20 protein-coding genes are annotated in these 24,230 nt (G+C 43.5%); 4 read left to right on the top strand and 16 right to left on the bottom strand.

The genetic code is table 11. From position 1 onward, the window contains the following. Window positions 1-48: 48 nt before the first annotated feature. The 6 genes from DUL71_RS05250 to mgrA all read right to left on the bottom strand — a co-directional run bounded on the left by DUL71_RS05250 (window position 49) and on the right by mgrA (window position 9,862). On the bottom strand, window positions 49-1,605 hold the full coding sequence (locus tag DUL71_RS05250) for a RagB/SusD family nutrient uptake outer membrane protein (RefSeq protein ID WP_114937052.1): 1,557 nt from the start codon (window positions 1,603-1,605) through the stop codon (window positions 49-51). Window positions 1,606-1,635: 30 nt separating this feature from the next. After that, window positions 1,636-4,917, bottom strand: a complete 3,282-nt coding sequence (locus DUL71_RS05245) for a SusC/RagA family TonB-linked outer membrane protein (RefSeq protein WP_161964376.1) — start codon at window positions 4,915-4,917, stop codon at window positions 1,636-1,638. 223 nt (window positions 4,918-5,140) lie between these two features. Next, complete coding sequence (locus DUL71_RS05240) at window positions 5,141-6,223, bottom strand: FecR family protein (protein WP_114937050.1); 1,083 nt, start codon at window positions 6,221-6,223, stop codon at window positions 5,141-5,143. Window positions 6,224-6,278: 55 nt separating this feature from the next. Then, complete coding sequence (locus DUL71_RS05235; RefSeq protein WP_114937049.1) at window positions 6,279-6,902, bottom strand: RNA polymerase sigma-70 factor; 624 nt, start codon at window positions 6,900-6,902, stop codon at window positions 6,279-6,281. 470 nt (window positions 6,903-7,372) lie between these two features. After that, on the bottom strand, window positions 7,373-8,839 hold the full coding sequence (locus DUL71_RS05230) for a glycoside hydrolase family 30 protein (RefSeq protein WP_114937048.1): 1,467 nt from the start codon (window positions 8,837-8,839) through the stop codon (window positions 7,373-7,375). A gap of 27 nt (window positions 8,840-8,866) precedes the next feature. Continuing rightward, window positions 8,867-9,862 carry an L-glyceraldehyde 3-phosphate reductase gene (mgrA, locus tag DUL71_RS05225; RefSeq protein ID WP_114937047.1) on the bottom strand — a complete coding sequence of 332 codons (996 nt, stop codon included), beginning with the start codon at window positions 9,860-9,862 and terminating at the stop codon, window positions 8,867-8,869. A 131-nt stretch (window positions 9,863-9,993) separates the two neighbouring features. On the opposite strand from mgrA, the gene DUL71_RS05220 reads away from it, so the two are divergent. After that, the gene (locus DUL71_RS05220) at window positions 9,994-10,572 is read left to right on the top strand and encodes a Crp/Fnr family transcriptional regulator (RefSeq protein ID WP_114937046.1); all 579 of its coding nucleotides are present in this window, start codon (window positions 9,994-9,996) and stop codon (window positions 10,570-10,572) included. Window positions 10,573-10,699: 127 nt separating this feature from the next. Here the strand turns inward: DUL71_RS05220 and DUL71_RS05215 are convergent, their stop codons facing one another. The 5 genes from DUL71_RS05215 to DUL71_RS05195 form a co-directional block, all read right to left on the bottom strand. After that, a complete protein-coding gene (locus DUL71_RS05215; RefSeq protein WP_114937045.1) occupies window positions 10,700-11,569 on the bottom strand; it encodes a hypothetical protein in 870 nt (289 codons plus the stop codon). A 57-nt stretch (window positions 11,570-11,626) separates the two neighbouring features. Further along, the gene (locus DUL71_RS05210) at window positions 11,627-13,159 is read right to left on the bottom strand and encodes a serine hydrolase domain-containing protein (protein WP_114937044.1); all 1,533 of its coding nucleotides are present in this window, start codon (window positions 13,157-13,159) and stop codon (window positions 11,627-11,629) included. Between the two features lie 153 nt (window positions 13,160-13,312). After that, window positions 13,313-14,908 (bottom strand): M56 family metallopeptidase, encoded by a 1,596-nt coding sequence (locus tag DUL71_RS05205; RefSeq protein WP_114937043.1) that lies wholly within the window; start codon window positions 14,906-14,908, stop codon window positions 13,313-13,315. A gap of 15 nt (window positions 14,909-14,923) precedes the next feature. Next, complete coding sequence (locus DUL71_RS05200) at window positions 14,924-15,325, bottom strand: BlaI/MecI/CopY family transcriptional regulator (RefSeq protein ID WP_114937042.1); 402 nt, start codon at window positions 15,323-15,325, stop codon at window positions 14,924-14,926. A gap of 130 nt (window positions 15,326-15,455) precedes the next feature. Next, a complete protein-coding gene (locus DUL71_RS05195; protein WP_154402319.1) occupies window positions 15,456-16,292 on the bottom strand; it encodes a phosphatase PAP2 family protein in 837 nt (278 codons plus the stop codon). A gap of 233 nt (window positions 16,293-16,525) precedes the next feature. Between DUL71_RS05195 and DUL71_RS05190 the strand changes: the two genes are divergently transcribed. Then, window positions 16,526-18,205 (top strand): GH39 family glycosyl hydrolase, encoded by a 1,680-nt coding sequence (locus DUL71_RS05190; protein ID WP_114937040.1) that lies wholly within the window; start codon window positions 16,526-16,528, stop codon window positions 18,203-18,205. A 122-nt stretch (window positions 18,206-18,327) separates the two neighbouring features. Here the strand turns inward: DUL71_RS05190 and DUL71_RS05185 are convergent, their stop codons facing one another. Together DUL71_RS05185 and DUL71_RS05180 are read right to left on the bottom strand one after the other, a co-directional pair. After that, window positions 18,328-18,864, bottom strand: coding sequence for a hypothetical protein (locus tag DUL71_RS05185; RefSeq protein ID WP_112573813.1), 537 nt, complete (start codon window positions 18,862-18,864; stop codon window positions 18,328-18,330). Between the two features lie 287 nt (window positions 18,865-19,151). Next, window positions 19,152-20,195, bottom strand: coding sequence for an NAD(P)-dependent alcohol dehydrogenase (locus DUL71_RS05180; protein ID WP_112573815.1), 1,044 nt, complete (start codon window positions 20,193-20,195; stop codon window positions 19,152-19,154). Between the two features lie 190 nt (window positions 20,196-20,385). Between DUL71_RS05180 and DUL71_RS05175 the strand changes: the two genes are divergently transcribed. Further along, entirely contained in the window at window positions 20,386-21,177 is a 792-nt protein-coding gene (locus DUL71_RS05175; protein ID WP_114937039.1) for a carbon-nitrogen hydrolase family protein, read from the top strand. Between the two features lie 105 nt (window positions 21,178-21,282). Further along, window positions 21,283-22,047, top strand: coding sequence for an SDR family NAD(P)-dependent oxidoreductase (locus DUL71_RS05170; RefSeq protein WP_114937038.1), 765 nt, complete (start codon window positions 21,283-21,285; stop codon window positions 22,045-22,047). Window positions 22,048-22,124: 77 nt separating this feature from the next. On the opposite strand, the gene DUL71_RS05165 is transcribed toward DUL71_RS05170, so the two are convergent. The 3 genes from DUL71_RS05165 to DUL71_RS05155 form a co-directional block, all read right to left on the bottom strand. After that, entirely contained in the window at window positions 22,125-22,826 is a 702-nt protein-coding gene (locus tag DUL71_RS05165; protein ID WP_114937037.1) for a pirin family protein, read from the bottom strand. A 1-nt stretch (window position 22,827) separates the two neighbouring features. Beyond that, the gene (locus DUL71_RS05160; protein WP_112573819.1) at window positions 22,828-23,349 is read right to left on the bottom strand and encodes a hypothetical protein; all 522 of its coding nucleotides are present in this window, start codon (window positions 23,347-23,349) and stop codon (window positions 22,828-22,830) included. 69 nt (window positions 23,350-23,418) lie between these two features. Further along, a complete protein-coding gene (locus tag DUL71_RS05155; protein WP_114937036.1) occupies window positions 23,419-24,159 on the bottom strand; it encodes a dioxygenase family protein in 741 nt (246 codons plus the stop codon). Window positions 24,160-24,230 lie beyond the last annotated feature (71 nt).

The raw sequence follows: 24,230 nt of genomic DNA, 5'->3' as shown, positions 1-24,230 counted from the left end.
CCTGCTCTATCGAAATGACAAAAGCTAATGAATGAAGGTTAAATGGTGTTAATACCCCGTATTCTGTACCAAGCCCACATTGGTTTGTACCTCTGTAAGTGGTATTGGTAAATACTCTTTACCCGGGGTATAAGTATTAAATTCCGGATCGCGGGCTTTTAGCCAGGCCAGTTTGGTAGCATCCTGCAACCAGCCCCACCTACGGATATCATCAAACCTGTGGCCTTCCAGCGAAAACTCAAGGAAACGCTCGTGGCCTATCTGCTCACGCATTTCGGCCTGGCTCATACCCGGTTTAACGGTAGCCAGGTTAGGTAAACCAACACGGTTACGCACCCTTTGAATGTATTGGTAAGCATCGTTTGTGGTACCTAATTCGTTCAAACACTCTGCATACATCAGCAGCACATCTGCATAACGCATCAACCTTTCGTTAATGCCCGATCTCCAGTCATACTCATCGGCCTGACCGCTGTCGCCATTTTCATATTTATGGCAAAACAAGGCGTTTAATGACGAGCTGCCTGCGTAACGGGTCGCGAAATCCTGGTTATATAATTTTTCGCCGGGCTTGTTGTAATACATGGTTACATCCAAACGCGGGTCAACTGCACCGGTGGTAGTTTTCTCCTGTAGATACTCGTTATACAACACTGGGGTTGGCTGCACGTCGGTAAAACCAAAACTTGCCGCTCCAAAGGTAATAGCACGAGCAGATGTACGTCCCCAACCTGACGACGGATCACCGCCCCAGCCCAGATCAGTACCTCCGGCATCTCTTGAAAACTGCACCTCAAAAATCGATTCGGCGTTGTTCTCGTTGTTTGCAAAAAAGTTGTCGTAATAATTAGGCACCAGGCTGTAAAGTCCCATATCAATAACCGATTTAAATTCGGCCGCGGCCTCAGCGTATTTTTTAGTAAACAGGTAGGTTTTTCCCAGGTATGCCGATGCCGCACCTTTTGTAGCGCGACCAACTTGCCCATCGGGCGATAAGCCGTTATAGGTTGTTGGCAGCATGCTTTCGGCCGATTTAAAATCGCTGATCACCTGCGCCCAAACCACGTCCTGTGGCTGTTGTTTCTGGAAATAATCGGTACTTGAAGCGGCAGGCACCAGTGGCATAGGCACGTTTTTATAAAAATCGGCCAGGTGGAAATAATACAATCCACGAAGAAAATAGGCCTGACCTAATACGCGTTTCTTTAACTCGGCATCCATGTTGATGGCCGGCACGTATTTTAACACCTCGTTAGCACGTAAAATGCCCTGATAATAAGCTGTCCATGAAAACAGCACACCGTCACCGGTGCTTTGCATGTTGAATTTGCCCATGTTATAGATCTGGTCCCAGGGACTGTAGCTTGTAGCATCATCTCCCCTGGTATTCTCCACTATTGGGGAAAAGCGCATGTATGAACCATCAATAATTAAGCTGCCATATACGGCGTTTATGCCTTTCACCGCATCGCTGGAGTTTTGCCAGAAAGTTTGAGTTGTTTGCGCGTTGGGGTTTACCGTAGTCAGATCGCTCTTTTTACATCCCATGGCAAATGCAGCCACCAACAATAGCGTAAATACTGCCTTTGTATATATCGTTTTCATTATAAATAATGTTAAATCGTTAATCAGTGTTTATAATCCTAATTGTAAGCCTACCAGTAAAGTGCGCGGGTTAGGGAACGAGCCGTAATCAAAACCGCGGTTAATGGTACCATCGTTAATAAAATCAGGATCGAAGCCTTTGTACTTGGTTATAGTATAAAGGTTTTGACCTGACAGGTACACCCTAAAGCTCCTGATCACATGCGTACGGTTCAGCAAGCTTGCCGGCAATGTATAACCCAATTGCGCGGTTTGCAAACGGGCATATGAGCCGCTTTGAATAAACCTGTCGGAATTGCGGTTATTGGCATTAGGATCGCCGATTATTGGGCGCGGAACATTGGTGTTGGTATTAGTAGGCGTCCAATAGTTCAGCTCATCGGTGCTGGCATTGGTATACTGGCCGGTCATTAACGACTGGTATACACCGTTGGCTATTTTACTGCCATAGTTGCCCTGGATAAATACCGAGGCATCGAAATTTTTATAATTAGCGCTGAAGTTAAAACCATAATACAATTTAGGAATAGCCGAGCCTAAGTAAACACGGTCGGCATCATTGATTATACCGTCTTTATTGGTATCCACAAATTTAACATCACCGGGGGCAGCACCTGTTTGGGTAGCATGGCCTGCTACATCGGCGGCGTCTTTAAAAATACCTTCGGTTTTAAACGCGTATAGTTCACCAACTTCGCCACCTACAGCGGTTTTGCTATAAGCACCATAAATTGGGTTACCGCCATTACCTAACGAAGTTACTTTGTTTTTAACCGTTGAGGCGTTAGCACTGATGGTATAGTTAAATGGCCCGGTGTCCCTGCTGCGATAAGTTACTGTAAACTCGATACCTTTATTGGTAAACGATGCAGCATTAACCAGTGGTGTATTTATTGCACCTACCGAGATTGGAATAGGTACCGATAAAAGGATCCCCTTGATCTTGTTCACATAATATTCTGATGAAAAGCTCAGCTGATCATGAAACAAACTCAGGTCGATACCAACGTTGGTTGTGCGTTTTTGCTCCCATTTATTGGTTTGATCAAATACCTGGGTTTGGGTTGCACCCGAAGCCAGGGTGTTACCGAAGACATAGCTGGCATTAGCATTTACTACTGCCTGGTATGGATAAAACGCAAGGGCATTTACGTTACCCAATGTACCGTAACCAGCTTTTAGTTTTAACTGGCTGATGGTTTCGGGCAAATGAAGGAACTTTTCTTTATTGATATTCCAACCTGCGGATACACCTGCAAAATTACCAAAGCGGTTATATTCGGGTAATTGCGATGTACCGTCACGACGATAGTTTGCTGTAAGCAGGTAACGGTCATCATAGTTATAGTTTATGCGGCCAAATATTGGCGAATAAAACTTACGCTCATTACTGTTGCCGAATACGGTTTTATCGGTTGTGTTACTTACGTTATCAAACGAGAACAGATATGGCTGAGGCAGGTTATAGGCAATACCTGTAAGGTTGTCATTTTTATCTTTTTGATAAGCAGTACCCGCTAATAACTCCACATGATGTTTACTGATATCAAACTTGTAGCTTAACGTATTTTCGATAAGCGCGGTGTAATAATTGCCGCGCGCATCGCTGTAATAGGCTGTTGTATTTGGGTAGAACCAGCCGAGATCATAGATTGGATCAAAATAAGTATTCTTAAAATCGTTACGGTCATAGCTCGCGTTCAGGCGATATTTCAGGTTCTTGATAAACTCAATCTCCATCCATGCCGATGCCAGCATACGGTTACGCTGCCCTGTGCTGTTTAACAGGTTATTTACGCCGATGATATTTAAAGAAATAGCCCTTTGCGTGTTTTGATCAACACCGCCATAACCGCCAACACGGTTAGGATCATAAATAGGCATGGTTGGAATAGCTGTTACCAGGTCGACTATCTGGTTGCCGGTACCGTGCAAGTGCGGGTAGGCCAGGTTATTGTAATCACCTTCGGTATAGGCAAACTTGGTACCAAAGGATACAATTCCTTTTTTACCCTGGATGTTACCGCTCAGGTTGTAACGGGTATATGAAGGGCCGGATACTGTTGTACCGGTTTGGTTAAAATAATCGAAAGCAACATTATAGCTCATATTTTCGTTACCGCCCGATAAGCCCAAATCATGGCTTTGAGTATACCCGGTTTTAAAGGCCGACTTTTGCCAGTCGGTATTTACGTTGCTGATAAATTTGTTTGAAGATGGATCATTGCCCGGGGCCAGAGATAAACCGGCATTGGTTTCGGCAGCGTTTGCTATCTGCTGATAACCTACCCTATCGGTAACAGATAACGTTTTAGGATTTTTCTGATAACCAACATAACCGTTATAGTTTATCTTCATAGCGCCGTTTTTGCCTTTTTTAGTAGTGATGATCACCACACCATTCGCGCCACGGAAACCGTAGATGGCGCCGGCAGACGCATCTTTAATTACCTGTAAACTTTCAATATCTGTCGTTGGGAAATCAAACGGTTCCATAGTTGGTACACCGTCAATAATATAAAGCGGGTTGTTATTGATGAGCGAGCTTACACCACGAATACGGATAGAAACACCCTCGCCCGGTACACCCGAACCATTTACCTGCACGCCTGCAACCTGACCTTGTAAAGCCCTGGCAACATCGGGTGTTACCCTTTTACCGGCATCTTTCATGTTGACCACTGCAACAGAGCCTGTAAGGTTTTCTTTCTTCTGCGTACCGTAACCAACCACAATAACTTCGTTCAGTGAGTTGGACGCAGCTTTCAACTGTACATTGATGAGCGAGTTTCCACTTACCGGTACTTCCTGCGAAGCGTAACCGACAAAAGAAAACACGAGCACAACGCCATCGGTATTAGCATCCGGAATATTTAAACTGTAGTGGCCCTGCAAATCGGTTTGAGCGCTTACGTTTGTTCCTTTTACTCTTACTGTAACACCGGGCATTGGCAATCCGGCATCGTCGATTACTTTACCATTAATACCTCCGGGAGCCATCGCTTTACCCTTTTCGGTAAGTATAACCAGGTTATTATCACTCAGCGTATAATTCAGGTTGGTATTGCCAAGTACAATTTTCATCACCTCTTCCAGTGATGCATCTTTTGTATTTAAACTGGCGGGCATGTCATTTTTCAACAACATATCGTCGTTATACAAAAAGCGATAGTCAGACTTTTTTTCAATTTCCTTTAGCGCTTTTTTTAGCGATACGTTTTGGAAATTTACGTTGATGCGGGTCTGACCATATCCTTTTGAAAACGCCTGCAACGAGGAGACGAGTACCAGGATACAGATAAATTTAAACATAAGAAGTACTTTCAAAAATTGGTTCAGCCGCACTTGGTTAATGCGGTGTGCATTTTTTTTCATAATTTAGCATTAAGGTTATTTAACTATTTGGTTTATAGAAGGACTGGTAGTTAAGTTGTACCACATTATAATGGGGGGATGCGGGAACATCTTCCCATTTTTTATGGTCTGAAGTTTTATACTTTTCTATGCATAGGCTTATCTCATAAAGTTTTAATAATTAATAAATTACAATTTGGTTAGCGTCGGTTTTATAACGAAAGGCCGCAGTTTTTTGCAGGCTTAATAAGGCTTTGTTAATTGATTCTTTTTCAAACTTGCCGGTAAAACGCAGCTTTTTCACCTCCTCATTTTCAAAAACAATATTCACATTATAGCGCCGCTCCATTTTCTGGGCGATACTTTCAAAATCCTCAGCATCAAAGGCCAGTTTATTTTCAAGCCATAAAGCTTCGGAGGGCAGAGTATCTTTTTTAGCCTGATGAATACGGCTAAGGGCTATAAGCGGAGTTTCTTCGGCTATGCTACCTGTAGGGATATTACTTTTAGCCAGCGGCTCCTGGTTATTGATTATGGTAAGTTTTTCCGAAGGATTAAGGATGATCTTTTTTTCGGGATTTTTTAAAACGGTAAGTTCAATTTTACCGCGGACCAACGCGGCCTCAGATGTTTTATCATTGTAATATGAGCGCACATTAAATTTGGTACCCAACACCCTAACGCTGATGGTTGGCGTGGTAACAATAAACGGACGTTGCGCATCTTTAACTACGTCAAAAAAAGCCTCGCCAACAAGGCTTACTCTTCTTTGATCTGTACCAAAATCATTGTTGTAAGTAAGTTTGCTGCCCATATTGAGCCAAACCCGGCTTCCGTCGGGCAACTGAATTTTACTGATACCGTTTTTAGGAGCAGTTATTTCGTTTGACTTCCCCGGCACAATTGTTTCTTTACGGGTAAACCAAAAAACGCCCAGCATTAAACATGCGGCTGCCAGTAAAGATCCCATTTTAATGATCCTGGCTTTTTTCCTTTTGGTTTGAATGGCGATAATTTCTGCGGCTTCTTCAGCTTCCTTTTCTTCAATAGCATCAAGCTCAGCTTCAAAAGCATCCCATTTGTCCAGCAGCTTCTCGTCGTCGGTAGTTTGCTGATCGTTTTTCCAGATCTCCTCCAACTCACCTACAGCGTACAAATCGGTCGCCCCCTGTTGCTGCAACAGTTGCTCAAGTTCAAGTAACTCTTCGGGCGAAGCTTCACCATTTAACTTTTTGCCAATAAGTATCCAGATGTTGTTGATCATTATTTACGGTTCTATATATAAAGACTGTAAATAATCGGGATACCCCAGTAGAAGATTAAATATTTTTTGAAATTTTTTCGGAGGTAGCAGCAGGAGCTGATTTTTGAACTTCCTTAAGGCCCTGGGCAAGGTTTTTTAACGCATTACCCATGTGGTATTCAACAGTTTTTATAGAGATATCAAGCAAGTCGGCTACCTCACGATATTTTAAGCCATCCTCTTTTATCAGTTTAAAAACCAGGCGGCATTGATCGGACAGTTTGCTTAAAGTAGTATTGATGAGTTTTGTAAGATCCTCACAAACCAGTTTATCCTCGCCGGTAGCACTTGAGTCAGCAACATCCACATTTGCATCATCAATGTTTACGCTTTTAAGCTGATTTTTTGCAAGACTGGTAAGCGATTTGTTTTTAACCGCTGTATAACAGTAATAAGTAAAGTTATTGATTTCGGGAAGGGAGGCCCGACGCGCCCAAAGGTTCATGAAAACATCGTTGGTGATCTCTTCGGCCGGTTCATCCTGTTTCACCAGTGATTTTGCCAGACTAAACAATTTGCCATAATAAACCAAGTACAGCCTTTTAAAAGAAGCCCTGCTGCTATTTAAAGCAATATCATTAAGTAAGTACTTAATCTCGGTATCCAACATTCCTTTATCGGTTGTAATTACTTTAATCAAAAACCTAAGCAGGTTTCTGTTTGGTTCAAATCAATAATTGGTATTAATTAAGGCGAGACTATCGCTCCAATTAAAATCTAAGGTATAATATTTTACTTTAATTGTTCAAAAAACAATTAAAATTTTTTTTAACATCAAATAAGTACCTTATGCTAAATTGTTTTACTAAATGGCAAACATGCAATACACCACAATCATCTTCTACGCAAACAAAAACAACTTAATCCTATCTTAAGATATTTATTTTAATTGTCACTTATACAATAATAAGACAGTCCAAATTCCTTTTTTGGATTTGTAAAACCTCGTGTTATTCCGAAATTAAATTGAGGGTAAATTTTGAAGAAAGTTTCCCATACCAGATTGAAACCAGCGCAACTAACTATAAAATGAAGTACAGTACAATACATAAAAAAACACCAGGCCTTAAACTACAGGCACTGGTGCTTTTTATAATTTATTTAAATGATTTATTCAATCACCACAGTAGCAATTGAATGCGCAAGGCTTTTGGTTTTAGCGGCTTTGCCTTTAATCCAAAGGCGATAATCAATATCATCATCGGTTTTGTTCATTACCACAACGGCCAGTTTACCATCGGTATTTACGTAGGCCGTAGTAAGCAGATTATTGCGGCTTGATGAACTGGCTACACGTTTTGCACCCGGATGGATAAATTTGGAGAACTGACCTAAGTAATAGTAGGCATTTGTATAAATCAGCTTATCATTTTTGGTATCATAGTGAATGGGCGCCATGCAGAAATTACCTACGTGGTTAGGGCCTCCTTTTTCGTCAAGCAACACATTCCAGTCTGTCCAGGCTACGGTACCAATATTAAAATCGTTAATCATGGATGCACCATATTTCTCGCCGAAACTCCAGTCGGTATATTTTTCAGGATTAAAATCTGCCGCACAGCCTTCGGTAAGCATTAATGGCTTATCAGGAAAAGTTTGGGCAACCATACGCTCGTTTTCAAAGTTCATACCTGCGCCTTTCGCCGCAATATCTTCATACCAGTGATAGGCAACGCCCCACACGTACTTTGCAGCCTCAGGATCTTCCAGTACGGTGCTTACGCGCTGGTACATCAGGTCGCGGTTATGATCCCAGATCAGCAGCTTCCGATCCGCATATCCGGCCTTTTTCATAGCCGGGCCTAAAAAGTTTTTGATAAAGTCGCGCTCTTCTTCGGCTGTAAATACGCATGATTCCCAGGTCTGCACCGCCATCTCTTCATTTTGTACCGTGATACCCCAGATAGGAATACCTTGTTTTTCATAAGCATTAATGAACTTGCCATACAAATTGGCCCAGCTTTGGTTGTATTCGGCTTTCAGCTTACCGCCATGCAAGGCATCGTTATTGGTTTTCATCCAGGCGGGTGGGCTCCACGGTGAAGCAAATAAAGTAAGCTTTCCTCCGGCCGCAGCCAGCACCTCTTTAATAAAAGGCACACGATATTTCATATCGTGGCTGATATCAAAAGTTTTAAGCGCTGCATCGCCCTCTTTTACGTAGGCATAAGTATCACTCGAAAAATCACAGCTCTGAATATTGGTGCGCCCGAGTGTATAAGCAATGCCTTTGTCTTTATCATAATAATCAGTTAACACTTCCTGCTGCTTATCTTTCGGCATTTTGTAAAATACCTCGGCCGAAGCATCGGTAAGCGCCCCTCCTATACCCAGCATGGTTTGATAGGTTTGAGCGGGATCAACAAAAATGGTGATCTCGTTCTCCAAAGGCTGCCGGTAAGCTTCAAACTGAAGTGTACCGCTTTCCGTCATCTTTTTATCGGTGTTTTTGGCGGTTACGTAAACCTTTGCCGTTTTACCATCTACAGAAAATGGAGCCTTTTGGGCATTGGCCAGGTTTGCCGATAGCAGCAAAAGTGCCAGGCCTAAGGGACGGGTATAAAATTCAATTCTCATAATTTAGGTTGATTGGTTGGTTGATTTTTACGCCAGAATATGGTTGATCAGCTTTAATTCTTCATCGCTAAACGAAGTGTTTGCCAAACAACCGATAGAATCCGTCACTTGCTCGGGCTTACTTGCGCCAATTAATACCGATGTGATACGCTTGTCTTTCAAAATCCATGATAACGCCATCTGCGCCAGGTTTTGGCCGCGTAGCAGGGCTATCTCATTCAGCTTTGCTGCTTTCGCGATGTTTTGCTCAGTTATCGCGTCTTCATCGATGGCACCGTTACCGCGGTGAGCTGCTGCTCTCGAACCTTCAGGAATCCCTTTCAGGTATTTATTGGTCAACAAGCCCTGCGCCAGCGGCGAGAATGGGATACAACCAACGCCTTTATCTTCCAATACATCAAGCAATCCACCTTCAACCCACCTGTCGAACATCGAGTATTTAGGCTGATGGATCAAACATGGCGTGCCAAGTTCTTTTAATACGGCTACCGCTTTTTCTGTTTCGGAAGCGCTGTAGCTTGAGATACCAACATATAAGGCTTTTCCCTGACGAACAATCAGATCAAGCGCGCCCATAGTTTCTTCTATTGGGGTTTCAGGATCCGGACGGTGATGGTAGAAAATATCTACATAATCCAATCCCATGCGTTTAAGACTTTGATCAAGACTGGCTACCAGGTATTTTTTTGAGCCCCAGTCGCCATAAGGACCAGGCCACATACCCCAACCTGCTTTACTTGAGATGATGAGTTCATCCCTATAACTTTTGAAATCATCTTTAAAAATGTGACCAAAGGTTTCCTCTGCTGAGCCGGCAGGCGGACCGTAGTTATTAGCAAGATCAAAATGCGTAATGCCTTTATCAAATGCTAAACGTAGAATATTACGGGCATTTTCCAGGCTGTCAATGCCACCGAAGTTGTGCCATAAGCCAAGCGATACCGCGGGCAGTTTTAAACCACTGTTACCGCAACGGCGGTATTCCATATCCTGGTAGCGATTGGCATTGGGTAGATAGGTCATATTTTGTTTGATTAATGAATCCCCAAAATTGACCTATCTATCACAAAAATCCATTGAACTGGGACAAGAAATGAAATTATTTACCGGCTAATATTTGGAAGGATGCCTACAGGCCGACTTATATTTGAGCCATGTTTCAAAATATCAATAATTACGCGGCCCGATCGGTTAATTTAACTACAGAAGAAACAGCGCTGTTTAATGAGATATTGGAATACAGAAAAGTCCCCAAAAAGACACGCCTGCTCCAGGCCGGCGACATCTGCAATTTTGAAGCATACGTAAACAAAGGCTGCATCCGCGAATATGTTATAGATGAAAATGGAGCCGAGGTTACCCTCCAATTTGCTGTTGAGGACTGGTGGGTAAGTGACCTGGCCAGTTTTCAGGATCAAAGCCTGGCCCACATGAACATTGAAACACTGGAAGATTGTGAACTCCTCATCCTCACCCGCGATTCAAAGGAGCGCCTGCTAACCGAAGTGCCCAAACTGGAACGCATGTTCAGGCTCATGCTGCAAAGGCATTTAACTGTGGTTCAAAAACGTTTATTTAAAACCATATCCACCACCGCTATGGAAAAATATCTGGAATTTATTAACCGTTATCCAAACATCCCGCAAAGGGTACCGCAGCATTATATAGCCTCATACCTGGGTATTTCGCCCGAATTTTTAAGTAAATTGAGAACGAGGAGTTTGAAGAAGTAAGGCATTCATTTACCCTGCGCTTCAAAAGCGCTATTGCGAGGCACGAAGCAATCCCAAACTATACAGAGTGAACCTGCTAACCGGGGATTACCTCGCGCCTTGCAATGACGGATTGGTGATCGATCACTTAATTCCTATGAATATGCAAGCCATTAAACTGCCTTTTACCGTTCTCGTAGGTCGTATTTCCTTTGGCAAAACGTGGATATTTTGCACTGTATTTCTTAAATACACTTTCCGTTTGTTTCACTCCGTTAACGATCATTTCTTCCCCGTTTAACGAAAGCTCGTGCAGGGCATCTTCGTTAGGGAGAATATGATCTGCTACCATATCGCCGATCATCTGTTTTAACATCCGCTGATCTTCGGCCGCACGCTCCTGGTCTTTTTTGGCTTGAATTTGATCCAAGTGGGCCTGTTCCTGATCTCGTTTAGCCTGTACCTGGTCACGGCTGGCTTGTTCCTGATCACGGGAAGCCTGCTCCTGGTCGCGTTTGGCCTGTATCTGATCTTTAGATGCCTGTTCCTGGTCGCGTTTTGCTTGCTCCTGGTCGCGGGCGGCCTCTTCCTGTTCAACTTTCGCTTGTCGCTGATCACGTTCGGCCTGCTCCTGGTCGCGCTTGGCCTGCTGCTGATCACGACCGGCTTGTTCCTGATCGCGTTTAGCCTGCGCCTGATCTTTCTTTGCCTGGATCCTGTCTTTTCTGATTTGCTCACGGATAGCCGCTATAGCTGCGCTATAATTACCCCATCTGCTTGACGGAATAGTTTCACCATCTACAGCCAAAGCGGTTAGCTTATTATTTACAAGTTCCATCTCGTAAGTTTTGCCCTTCCAGTTGGTTTGAATTTTCTCATGGCCTTTCCCGTCAACACTATGATAGTTGTTATAAGGATCATAAGCGGTTCTTTTAGCTGGTTGCTGAGCGTTTACCGCTGTTGTGAAAGTTAAAGCAGCTATCAATATCAGGCCGCTTTTTAAATAATTGGTTTTCATTTTTCTGTTGATTTAAATTTTGCAAAGGCTACAAGGCCTTCTATCTGTTGATTTCTGTTATTTCTCTTTTAGTTTTTCCAATGCCTTTTTTCCACCCTCATTTTGCGGGTTTAGTGCAATTGATTTTTGGTACATTTTTATGGCATCCTCGTTTTTACCTGCACCGGCAAGCGCTTCACCGTAACTGTCATAAGTATTAAAACTTGCCGGATATAGGAGTGTATTGAGTTTAAAAACTTCCAAAGCCTGGCCGAGGAAGCCATCGTTCATCATGTCATAACCCAGCCGATTTAATTCCCTCTCGTCCATGAAATAATGAGCGGTATCTGTTTTAGCCTCATTGAAAAGTACAGTTGCGGCATCGGCGCCTTTCTGATGCAGGGTTATTACATAATCTTTAGCCAGCGACCGCTTGCCCCGGTAGATGTCATTCCCGTTGTTTAAAATATAAAAAGCATTAAGCCCTTCGGGATGAAGGCCGCGATGGGTTACATTATCAAGCAGGATCACAGTTTGCTTGCGGGTTATATTGCGAAGAAATACGGTAACCACACCCGATGAACCGCCCGAATGCCATACCACTTTGCCATAAGTTGTATCCTTGAGGATCTCCCAACCAAGACCATAATATGATTTCGTATTTGCCCAGCCCGCGCTTGCTTTACTTCCGTCATTAAGTAAGGTTGGAACAAAGGCTTCTTCAAGCACTTTCTGTTGCAGTAATTTGCCACCGTATAAAGCTTCATCGAACTTTAGCAGATCACCGGTGGTACTCACAACCGCTGTAGGCCCAATTATAGCCCCCAATATTACCGATTCGATATGATCGCCCTTTACAGAATCAACACGCTTCAACTGCCCTGGCGAGTAGCTGATAAATTCATAGCGCTGAGCCCGGTTCTTGTCGGCTACCGGCAACAAAGGTGTTTCAATATAAGTATGGTCCATGCCCGCAGGCTTAAAAACATATTTAGTCAAATAGTCCTGAAACTTCATACCGCTCAGCTTTTCAACTAACAGCGCAAGCAAACCGAACCCGGTATTTGAATAGCTGTATCTTTCACCTGTTTTGAATAATAAGCCGCGACTGTCATTTTTTAATGCAGGGATCAAATCATTCAATGCATAAATCTTTTCCGGGTTTTCGCTATAAGGCTTCTCAAAAATCTGGTAGTCGGGCAAGCCGGAAGTATGTGATAACAAGTGCCGCAAAGTGATCTGCTTCCAGGGGAACTCGGGAAAATACTTGATGAACGGATCATCCAGTTTAAGCTTGCCGTTTTGCTTAAGCTGTAAAATAGCTACCGCCGTAAACGTCTTTGACACCGAAGCCAGGTTAAAAGTAGTTTGATCGGTATTTAACAACTTCGACGCAACATCGGCATAGCCAAACGAACGCCGGTAAACAACTTTCCCTTTTTCGGCCACCAAAACGTTACCATTAAACTCGTGCTGATCATATAAAGCCGTAAACAAACTATCCAGGCGCTTTTGCTTATCCTGTGCCAGTAATACGCTGGTTATCCCGTTGAAAAGTATGAGCAACAGGCATGCAATCACTATGCCTTTCGGTAAATAATGTTCCTTCATTTCCTATTAAATTTTGTTAGTAAAAGGCAATACAATGCCATCCAACTCAAAGCCAGTTGTTAAAAATCTTGGTTTTCCTGAATTAAAAATGCAAAGCTCCGCCTACAGGCAGCGCTGCCTGCGATTAAGAAGCCCGTTCTGTTGTTAATTGATTTACTCCACGCTTACACTGTTTTTCGGTTTAGCTGGTTTTGCTGCTATTGGTTGTATTACGTGTGCCTGGTCACGCTTTGCCTGCTCCTGATCGCGCTTAGCTTGTATCTGATCTCTTTCGGCTTGCTGCTGATCAAGTTTAGCCTGCACCTGATCGCGCGCGGCTTGCTCCTGATCCCGCTTAGCCTGCTCCTGATCGCGAAGGGCCTGTTCCTGCTCTATTTTGGCATGTTCCTCGTCACCGCGAGCCTGCTCCTTCTCGCGGTTATAATCGGCTTTAGCTGCCGAAACTTGCTGGCTATCTTTTTCGGCCTGTTGCTTTACAGCCTTTGCATCAGCTTCAAGTTGCTCCTGTGGTGAACTCGGCTCGGCATTAGCCATAATTACATTTTCATTTGCAGCAACAGGCTTTTGAGGTACAGCAATGTTTTTGTGCCTTGCATGTTTTGGTTTATCAACCGGCCTGACAGCTACAACAGATTGTATACCTGCAGATGGTACTATATGCCGCTCCTGCTTGTATATATAGGCTTTATCGTTTCCGGGATTGTTAATTTTCCTGATCTGCGCGATAGCCGCCGTAGCTATTATCGCCGAAAGGATAACAACACCACTTATTAAAAAAGCTTTATCGCCCAGGGTTACTGTTTGATTTTTATTGCTCATAATACGGCTTACCCTTTGCAACAGCTGATTCTTTTTACCGGGGAACGCTACTGCGTAATTTGAGCCGTACAATGAATGTTCTTTAAAGCTGATAAGTGCCTGTACAAACTCACGTTTGTTTTTTGTTTGAGCTATAGCGATATCATCACAGCAGTTTTCCCGCTCGTCACGAAGCAGGGCCGAGACCCACAGTAAACCGGGATTGAAGAAGAATACCGTTTCTGCAATGGTCTGTAAGAAATTAACAATATAATCATGCCTGCGGATGTGGGCCAGCTCATGCAATAACACGGCCTCAACCTGCTCGGGCGGTAAACCGGCTAATAAACCAGCCGGGATCAGGATAACCGGCTTCAGGTGACCAATAACCATAGGCATTTTTACATAGCCCGATTCCAGCAGTTTAATCGCCTGCTTTAGCTGCAGCTTTTCGCAAAGTAGTTCAACCCTGTTTTTCCAATAAACAGCCGGTTCGGTTACCTGCCTGTGTTTAGCCACCTGAATAAACATAATCCCCCGCATCATCCTTACCGAGCGGAATAGGAAAAACACAAGCCATAACAGCACAACCATAGGCGCATTGGCTGTAAAGTATCCAACACAGGTATTGGCAAAAGCCCGGATCCCATCGGCATTAAGGCTCAATAATTGCGATGCTCTGTTGCCAATAGCATTACCAAACTGCGTCATCCCCTGTTGTGGCTGCCTGCTCCACTCCCAGGCAAAAGTGAACACACAGGCACCAATAAATAATAAAAACTGTACAAGTACCAGATTGTACCTTACTGCCGCGCTTGCTTTTTTTGTAAAGAGCATTACCGCGCTTATAACAGCCAACACTAAACCTTGCCATAGCGAATGGATCAGCATCCAGCTAAAAGCCTGTATCAGGCTGTGAGAAATGGTATTGGAGTTAAGGAGCAGGTACATATCTGTAAGGTTTAATTATTTATCATCCATGTTTTTGAGCAGCTCTTTTATTTTTTTGAGTTCTTCGGCCGATGTTTTATCGTTGCCCAACAAGGCTACCATCAAATCGCTCGGCGAACCATTGTACATAGAATCAACAAAGCGGCCGAGCATATTGCCTTTTACCTTGCTTTCTTCAACCGCGGCGCTGTAAATGTGCTTCATATTGGTTTCGTCGCGGTCAAGCATCCCCTTCTCTTTCATTACCTGCATCAGCTTCAGGGTACTGGTATAAATTACCGCTTCCTTTTGCTCGTTAAGCTTATCATGCACAAATCTCACCGTAGATGGGCCGTACTGCCATAACACCTGCAAAACATCCATTTCGGTCTTGGTGGGCGTTAAATCAGCAGTAATATCCTTTTTAAACAAACTCATAAACCAAAGGTATGTATTAAAAACGTACGTTGCAATAGCTAAGTTATTTTTTATAAAAAATTTTCATCCTAAAACAAAACAACCACCTTAATACTAAGGTGGTTGTACGTTATAAATATAAGATCAGTCGTTAAAAGCTTTTGGCGAAGGTTAAACCTACTCTTCCGTCCTGGTAGGTTGGCAGCAACAATGAGTTATTGTTTTTGCCTTTTTCATTACCTCCACGGAACAGGCCATTTCGAATAAGTGGGTACAGGTAATACGCTGCTTTTGTAGACAGGATACCAAAACCTGCACCGGCTACGATATCACTAAACCAGTGCTTGTTGTTGTATACACGTAATATCGCAGTAGTAGTAGCGAAGGCATAACCCACACCTCCGTATATCGGCGAGCGGTCGCCATACTCCTGGGCCATAAACTCGGCCGAAACAAAGGCATTACCGGTATGTCCTGAAGGAAAAGAAAACTTATCCGAGCCGTCTGGACGCTCACGATGGGTAACACGTTTTAAGCCAAAAGTAGTACCGGCAAATATAGCCTCAGAAAGCACAAGCAGCATGGTACGATCAATAAATGTATTTTTACCGTGTACCCCTGCCGCATTCAAACCGTAAACCGAGATGATTGGCGCATACTGAAGGTAGTTATCAACCTTGGTATGAAAGCCTGGATGATCTTTATTCATATCGGTCCTCACATCATAATCGATATTACGGATGAATTTCACCTTTAGGGATAATAAACCGTAAGTAATGAAAGCCGCTGGCGGTATGTACGATGGAAATTTACTTTGCAGGTGCTTAACCGTATCGGGCAAAGTGAGGATATTCCTGGCAGAGTCTTTCTGCAAAGAGTCCTTCTTTACTGCAACTTTTTGTAATGTATCTTTAACCTGGGCATATACAGGCAGCGAGAACGAGGCTGCCAATAGCATCGAAATAAAATAAAACCTGAACTTTTGCAAAGAATCCCCCTTATTAAGCGCTGATAAGCACAATTATACAGTTTAATTCTGTAGAATTTCTGAAGTGCGTAAACAATAAATTAACACGCTGTTAACGTAAATTATATCCATTATGTTGTATCACTTTTAAATTGATTTTAAGGCAGACAGATTTCGTTTTTAATTGTTCTTTTAACAATAAATAAAAATCGCTATGTTTGATTGCACTCCCAATAAACCTCCAAACTACCTAAATGAAGATCATCAAATTTATCCTTTGCCTTTTGTTGCTTACTTGCAGCCGTATTTTTGCCCAGGAACAAGCACATATCACCATTAGCCTGAATGATAAAATTGGCGATATGTATCCTTTTTGGGCATGGTTTGGTCATGACGAGCCTAACTATACTTACATGAAGGACGGTCGGAAACTGCTTTCCGAACTGGCGGCTTTGAGCCCTGTACCAGTACGTATGCGGGTTCACAACCTGCTTACCAGTGGTGATGGCACTGCGGCGCTAAAGTGGGGATCCACCAATGCTTATACCGAAGACGCGAATGGCAACCCGATTTACAACTGGCATTTGGTAGACAGTATTTTTGATACTTACGTAAAACTGGGCATGAAACCTTACGCTCAAATAGGTTTTATGCCCGAGGCTTTATCAACCCACCCAAAACCTTACCGCCATTACTGGAAGCCCGGCGATAATTATGACGATGTTTATACCGGTTGGGCGTATCCGCCAAAAGATTATAACAAGTGGGAAGAGCTTGTTTACCAATGGGTAAAACATTGCGTACAGCGCTATGGCCAGGCAGAAGTGGAAAGCTGGTATTGGGAAGTTTGGAACGAGCCCAATATTGGCTATTGGAAAGGTACCATGCAAGAGTTTTTTAAGCTGTATGACTATGCCGCGCATGGCGTAAAACGCGCCTTACCCACCGCACATGTTGGCGGCCCCGAAGTTGCCGGTGGATCAAGCCCCGGCGGGATGAAGTTTTTAAACGCGTTCATTAAACATTGCATCGCCGATACCAACTACGCTACAGGCAAAATAGGTTCCCCTATTGATGTGATCTCGTTCCATGCCAAGGGGCAACCTACATTGGTTAATGGTAAGGTACGCATGAATATGGCGCCCCAGATTCGTGATATCAGGGAAGGCTTTAAAATCGTAGCCTCATACCCAGAGACTAAAAATACACCGATAGTAATAGGCGAATCGGATCCGGAGGGTTGCGCGGCTTGCGGTATGGCTACCAATCCGTCAAATGCTTACCGTAACGGCACCATGTATTCGAGTTACACCGCGGCATCTATCGCAAGAGAATATCAATTGGCCGATTCATTGGGCGTAAACTTTATGGGCTCGGTATCATGGTCATTCGAGTTTGAAAACCAGCCCTGGTTTTATGGTTTCCGTGATCTGGCCACCAATAGTGTTGACAAGCCGGTACTTAACGTTTTCAGGATGTTGGGCATGATGAAGGGTAAGCGCCTGAAGGTAAATGGCGATCAGATGTATACGCTTAAAACTGTAGCCGATTCAAGCATCAGGGGCCGCAATACAGATATCGGCGCGCTGGCCTCCGTTGATAAAAAAGCACTGACGGTACTGCTATGGAACTACCATGATGATGACCTGAAAGATTCCGGAAAAACTGTAGAGATCAGGATAGAACACCTGCCGCCCACCTTTGTAAAACTAACCCAATACCGGATAGATGATGAGCATAGTAATGCCTACGAAGTCTGGAAAAAGATGGGTTCTCCACAAAACCCTACGGCGGCTCAAATCAAAGAACTTGAAAAAGCAGGCCAGCTCCAAAAGTTTGGAAAACCTGTTACCCTGATAGCTAAATCGGGCTTGTCCGGTGCTACGGTTTCATTACCCAGGCAGGGAGTGGCGCTTCTGAAATTCAGCTGGTAATTAAATTACCGGCCATTTTGTAAATAAAAACCCTCCCCCGGTAAAACCGGGAGAGGGCCAGTCAACCTAACATAACCTGGGTGAGTAGGCTCTGTTAGTTAATAGTTACATCGAAGGCTAAATTACAAGGCAAATCCGTAAGCTAAACGCAGACCAAGCATACCGAAATGATCCTGGTTAGCACCAGAAAAATTCTCATAACGGAAGCTTACATCCCAGCTTTTATTAGCCCAGCCTATGCCTGGCGAAAGATCCAGCCTGTGCGGGCCCCAGCCATGTTCCAGTTTTTCGTAAGCTATACCAACTTCGCCGGCAACGTATACACTTGGTACAAAAAATTCTTTAACACCAAATTTGATAGGGATTTCGCCATAGCTTCCGTAACGCTGATCTGTTCCCGGAATTTTCTTAGGGAAGAAGTGATAACCGCCCATAGTATAGGTAAGGGCAAAGCTATCGCTTATACCATATTGCAAACGAGCTGTACCACCTAAGGTAAAGGTGCTGCCAAGTTTGGCTACGCCTGTGGGTAAACCAGTTTCAATTCCTAAACCTAAACGGAAAGCGTTTGCAGGAGTGGTTTGCGCTTTTACCGTATTTGTGAAAAACAGGGCTCCCGCTACAAGGACCGCTGCTGTTAACTTTGATAGTAGTTTCATTTAGTGATATTTTGTGTACATAATGATTACTACCATTTTAAAGCTGGCGTTGCCTGTCAGATAATTTTTTTCTTACAATAGCAGAAAATACACCCTGATTAATCGTCCTGAGCGCCCATATTGAAATGAAAAATATGATTGCTGGGAAATTACCGGGGAACCGCCATAATAAAAAAGCGTCATTGCTGTAAGGTACGAAGCAATCCCAAACTATACAGGGCGGACCTGTTAGTCGGAGATTGCTTCGTACCTCGCAATGACGCTTGGTTATTTGATTAGCAGCTTAATTACAAAGTAGCCATATCAATTACAAACCTGTAACGTACGTCGCCTTTTTCCATGCGGTCATAAGCGGTGTGGATATCTTTGATATCAATCATTTCAATATCCGATACAATGTTGTTCTCGGCGCAGAAATCAAGCATTTCCTGTGTTTCTTTAATACCACCAATGCCCGAACCTGCTAAGCTTTTACGGCCGCCCAATAAACTAAAGGCAGCAATCTGCGCTGGTTTAGGTGGAACGCCCACACAAATATGAACGCCGTCGGTACGTAATAACGATAGGTACATGTTAAAGTCATGCTCGGCCGATACCGTATCCAAAATAAAATCAAATGTATTTTTAGCAGCTTCAACCTGCTTAGGATCGGTAGTAACCACAAAATGGTGAGCGCCTAATTTTTTAGCGTCTTCTTCTTTTTTAGGCGATGTACTTAATACAGTAACATCAGCACCAAAAGCCACACCAAATTTAACCGCCATGTGGCCTAAACCACCTAAGCCAAGCACCGCCAGTTTATGGCCTTTGCCTACTTTCCAATGCCTTAAAGGTGAGTAAGTGGTAATACCGGCACATAATAATGGAGCAACTGCCGCCAGATCAACACCTTCTTTAAGGTGCAGTACAAAATCCTGGTTAACAACAATGGTGTTTGAATAACCGCCGTAAGTAGGCGTTTTATGATCCTGCTCGAGACCGTTATAGGTTTGCGAGCTTCCATTTAAGCAATATTGCTCCAGATCACGTTTGCAGTTTTCGCATACACGGCATGAGTCAACCATACAGCCGGTAGCTGCTAGGTCGCCAACTTTAAAGCCTTTTACATTTTCGCCAACTTTAACTACACGGCCAACAATTTCGTGTCCGGGTACCATTGGGAATATGCCGGGGAACCAATCGTTTTTAATCTGGTGTAAATCTGAGTGGCAAACGCCGCAGTACAAAATATCAAACTGCACATCATTTGGGCCAACTTCGCGCCTTTCAAAAGTCCAGGGAGCAAGCGGCGTGTTTTCGTCTTGCGCGGCATACGCTTTAGTTTCAATCATAGTAGTAAATGTTAAGTAGTGTGAATGATGATTTATGAATTGTAGAGAGGATCTCCCTAACAAATGTACAATGATATTTTGCAAACATTACAAGCTCAATGGCTTTTTAAAACAAAAAACCGACTCTTGAATGGATATTGTTACGATGGGTAAGATCAAACTTTTAATTTAGCATATAGATTAACACCTCATGAAAGTAGCAATAGCCACTCCCCCATTTCCAAAATCAATTAATGATGGTTTAAATCAGGCCGAAAAGCTGATCAAAGATGCAGCAGCCCAGGATGCACAGGTGATTTGTTTTCCTGAATCATATATACCGGGGTACCCGGGCATGATTGCCGAACCAGAGGCAACATCCCCCGCCATGTTGCAGCAGGCATTAGATGAAGTACGCCGGATAGCCGTCGAAAACAAAATAGCAGTGATTATGCCTATGGATTGGTACAGCGAAAGCGGATTATTAAACATTGCGCATGTAATATCTGATACCGGCGAAGTACTTGGCTATCAAACCAAAAACCAGTTAGATCCATCGGAAGATACTATGTGGGTTGCGGGAACTCAAAGAAATGTTTTTGAAGTTAATGGATTAAAGTTTGGTATCACCATTTGCCATGAAGGTTTCCGCTATCCTGAATCGGTAAGATGGGCGGCACGCAATGGCGCGCATATTGTTTTTCATCCGCATTTTTCGGGTAGTAATACTGAAGGTACAATCCTTACCGAATGGGGCAGCATGGCTAATCCGTATTATGAAAAAGCAATGATGATGCGTGCTTTGGAAAACACCATCTATTTTGCCAGCTCCAATTATGGCTCGCTTTACCCGGAATCTGCAAGCTCAATTATTGCGCCGGATGGTACTCTTCTGACTTACCAGGCTTACGGAACAACCGGCGTTATTATAGCAGATATAGCTATTGAAAAAGCCACAGGCTATTTAGCCAAAAGGTTTAAGCCTCAATTGTACGATTATTGATTGCCGCCATTTTAACCATTATTTGAATTTTGCAAATAATAGATTGATTTATTCAAACACCTGGCTGCTTGTCTGTTTTACTTTTGTATCATAAACAAAAACAAAATGGAAAACAGAAATAAAATAGCGGTAGTAACCGGCGGTAGCCGCGGATTAGGCAGGGACATGGCCTTAAGGCTTGCCGAAAAAGGAATAGACGTTGTTATAACTTACAATACAAATGCCGAAGAGGCTGAAAAAGTTGTTAACCTGGTTGAGCAAAGCGGAGCAAGAGCAGCGGCATTGCAACTAAATACCGGGGTAATTAAAAGCTTCGACGCCTTTACCGAAAAACTCCGTGAATTGTTAACAGATAAATTCGGGGCCGATCATATTGATTTTTTAGTGAACAATGCGGGCCAGGGCGGCTATAGCGCCATCAGCGATGTTACCGAGGAGTTTTTTGATGACTTATTGAACGTTCACTTTAAAGGCGTATACTTTTTAACCCAAAAACTGATCTCATTAATGGCCGATGGCGGCGGTATTGTGAATGTATCGTCAGGACTAACCCGCGTATCGGTTCCCCGTTCTTCTGCCTATGCTTCAATGAAAGGCGCGGTAGAAATTTTCACCCGTTACCTGGCTAAAGAACTTGGAGGAAGAGGAATCCGTGCTAACGTAGTTGCTCCTGGCGCCATCATGACTGATTTTGGCGGCGGTCATTTGCGTAACAGTGAAGAAACTCAGAAAATGGTGAGCAGCATCACTGCCCTTGGTCGACCGGGCGTTGCTGAAGATATCGGCGGTGTAGTAGCTTTCTTATGTACTGAGGATGCGCGTTGGGTTAACGGCCAACGCATAGAAGCTTCGGGCGGGATGGCTATTTAATCGAAAGCCCCCCAAATAAAAAGCGTCTCTCAGAAATCCTGAGAGACGCTTTTTATTATAAAATCGCGAAAAAATAATCACCATAATATTTCCAGTATCACAACCACCGCGTTATTGCTTAACGCTTCCAGATCGGCCTCTTCCAGTTGCCATAAGGCCAGACCATCACGCTCGTGCATCAGGCGACCCTGCAATTCAAAAGCCCCTGCAAGCACAAAGGCGTAAAATAACGAACTATCACTTTGAACCCTGTAAAGCGCGTCCATTCGTCCGCTAAACTGCCCTATATGTAAACGAAAAGGATGATTTGCGGCATACGGCACCACGTTGATCAGTTGATTTTGCTTACCGGTAAGCTCAAAATTAAAAACCTCATCACAGGGTGCGTTTATAGCCTCATTATCTTTCAATTGCAAATAAATATAATTGATCCAATCGCTTTTATAAAGATTCATCAACTCAAATCGTTCGCCGGTAGTTGCCCCACCAACGAATACCTCTCCTACATCAATCAAACGCATATCGCCATTTGACTTTTTTAAAAACACTTCACCCGTAACAGGTATTAAAACAAATCGGCAGGGGCTCTCGATAGTAACTACAGCTGATTTCCCGCCCGCCAGCATTTCATCATTCCATACCTCCAGCCTGCCGAAGGGCCTGCGATACTCATTAAAGTAATCACCATAGTTAAAACTGCTGTAACGCCTCCAAACCTGAGTTTTCGCAAGCCCCCTTTGATCGGCTAAATATATTTGTCCCGGTGAGATCATTTCCATTTTAATCAAGATATTGTAATGAACTGATGTTTACATATGGTTGCAACTGCATAAGATTGGTTGATATGGCGTCGCCCTCTGCGGAAGGTTGATTTTCGGGCAGATGATCGGAGATCAGCAAATAACTGTCAATGGTATCATGCCAGATCAACGGAGCCGAATAAAAGTTAACCGCCACCTGGTGTTTATCCTTATCATTAATGTCGGAGTTGATGATTTCGAACTGAAACCTGCTAAACGTAAGAAAGCGCCTGCCAACGTTATTTAAAATGTCGGGCATAATACTGCCAAGCTGCTGAATATATCCTGTGGCAGATGGTGTTACCATACCGGTTAAACGCCGGGCATTAGCAACATTCCTCATCAGCTCGGCATAGGAAGTATAAGCTGTTCCCTGGCTAAAATTCTGGGCCTGCATTTTAAATTCCAGGTAAGTGCTGTCAAACACCAGTTTATCCCACTGTTTAACCGACCGATTATCGATCACCTTACGGTAGCACAAAACAATCACACGCTTTTGCATAATAAAGAATAATGAAAACAAGGCATCGGCAGTAACCGACGCCCTTTTACAAAAAACAAAATGAAAATTTTAGGCGGGCACGCTAAGGCTAATGCTTAATACAAACCCATCGGTAGCATTGCCTGTAACGGTTGCAAGCTCAAGCGAATAGCCATCGCTGAACACATTATCGGTAGCGTTATAGGTATAACCGCTCATTCCTTTACTATAACCGTTAACTGCTGCCAGCGCTGTGCCTGTCCCCTCAGGGAAAGCAATCTGCGTTACTTTTAATGAGGTCCCCGATGAATTATACGCATGCACATGGATATGCGTTGCCCTCCCGGTATACCAACCCGGAAAAATAGATGTAAAAGTTACCAAGCCGTTTGAATCGGTTGTTTGCCTGCCGCGTAAAAAGTGAACCGAAGTGTAATTGGTTGATTGCGAACCGCTGCCGCCGTATTCTGAATAATTACCTTCAGCATCGCAATGCCAGATATCAACCAGCGCTGAAGGAAGCGCGGCGCAGCTACTATTGCTGTTATTGATTGTAATTTTCACTGTAAGCTTGTACCCGGTACGGCCGTCGGTAATATCGCTTCGTACATATGATGCCGGAGCATGTGTTGGATACGGGCCCTCAGTTTCTGTTGGCGCAACGCTGCAAGTACCAGAATCGGTTGAACCTGAACTGCTGCCGGAAGATGAACTTCCCGAAGTGGTGGTAGTTCCTGTAACAGTATCTGCATCTTTTTTACAGGCTTCAACCAATGCCGAGGTTGATACCGCGCCAATTACCAGGCTTTTTAAAAAGTTCTTTCTTTCCATTGTATACTCTCCTTTTAAGTTTAATCTAAGTTGTTGATTCAAAAGTAACAGGAACGTTACTGAGGTTTTAG

Source organism: Mucilaginibacter endophyticus, assembly GCF_003351025.1.
GTDB classification, from domain to species: Bacteria; Bacteroidota; Bacteroidia; order Sphingobacteriales; family Sphingobacteriaceae; genus Mucilaginibacter; species Mucilaginibacter endophyticus.
This window is presented reverse-complemented; position numbering and strand designations above follow the sequence as displayed.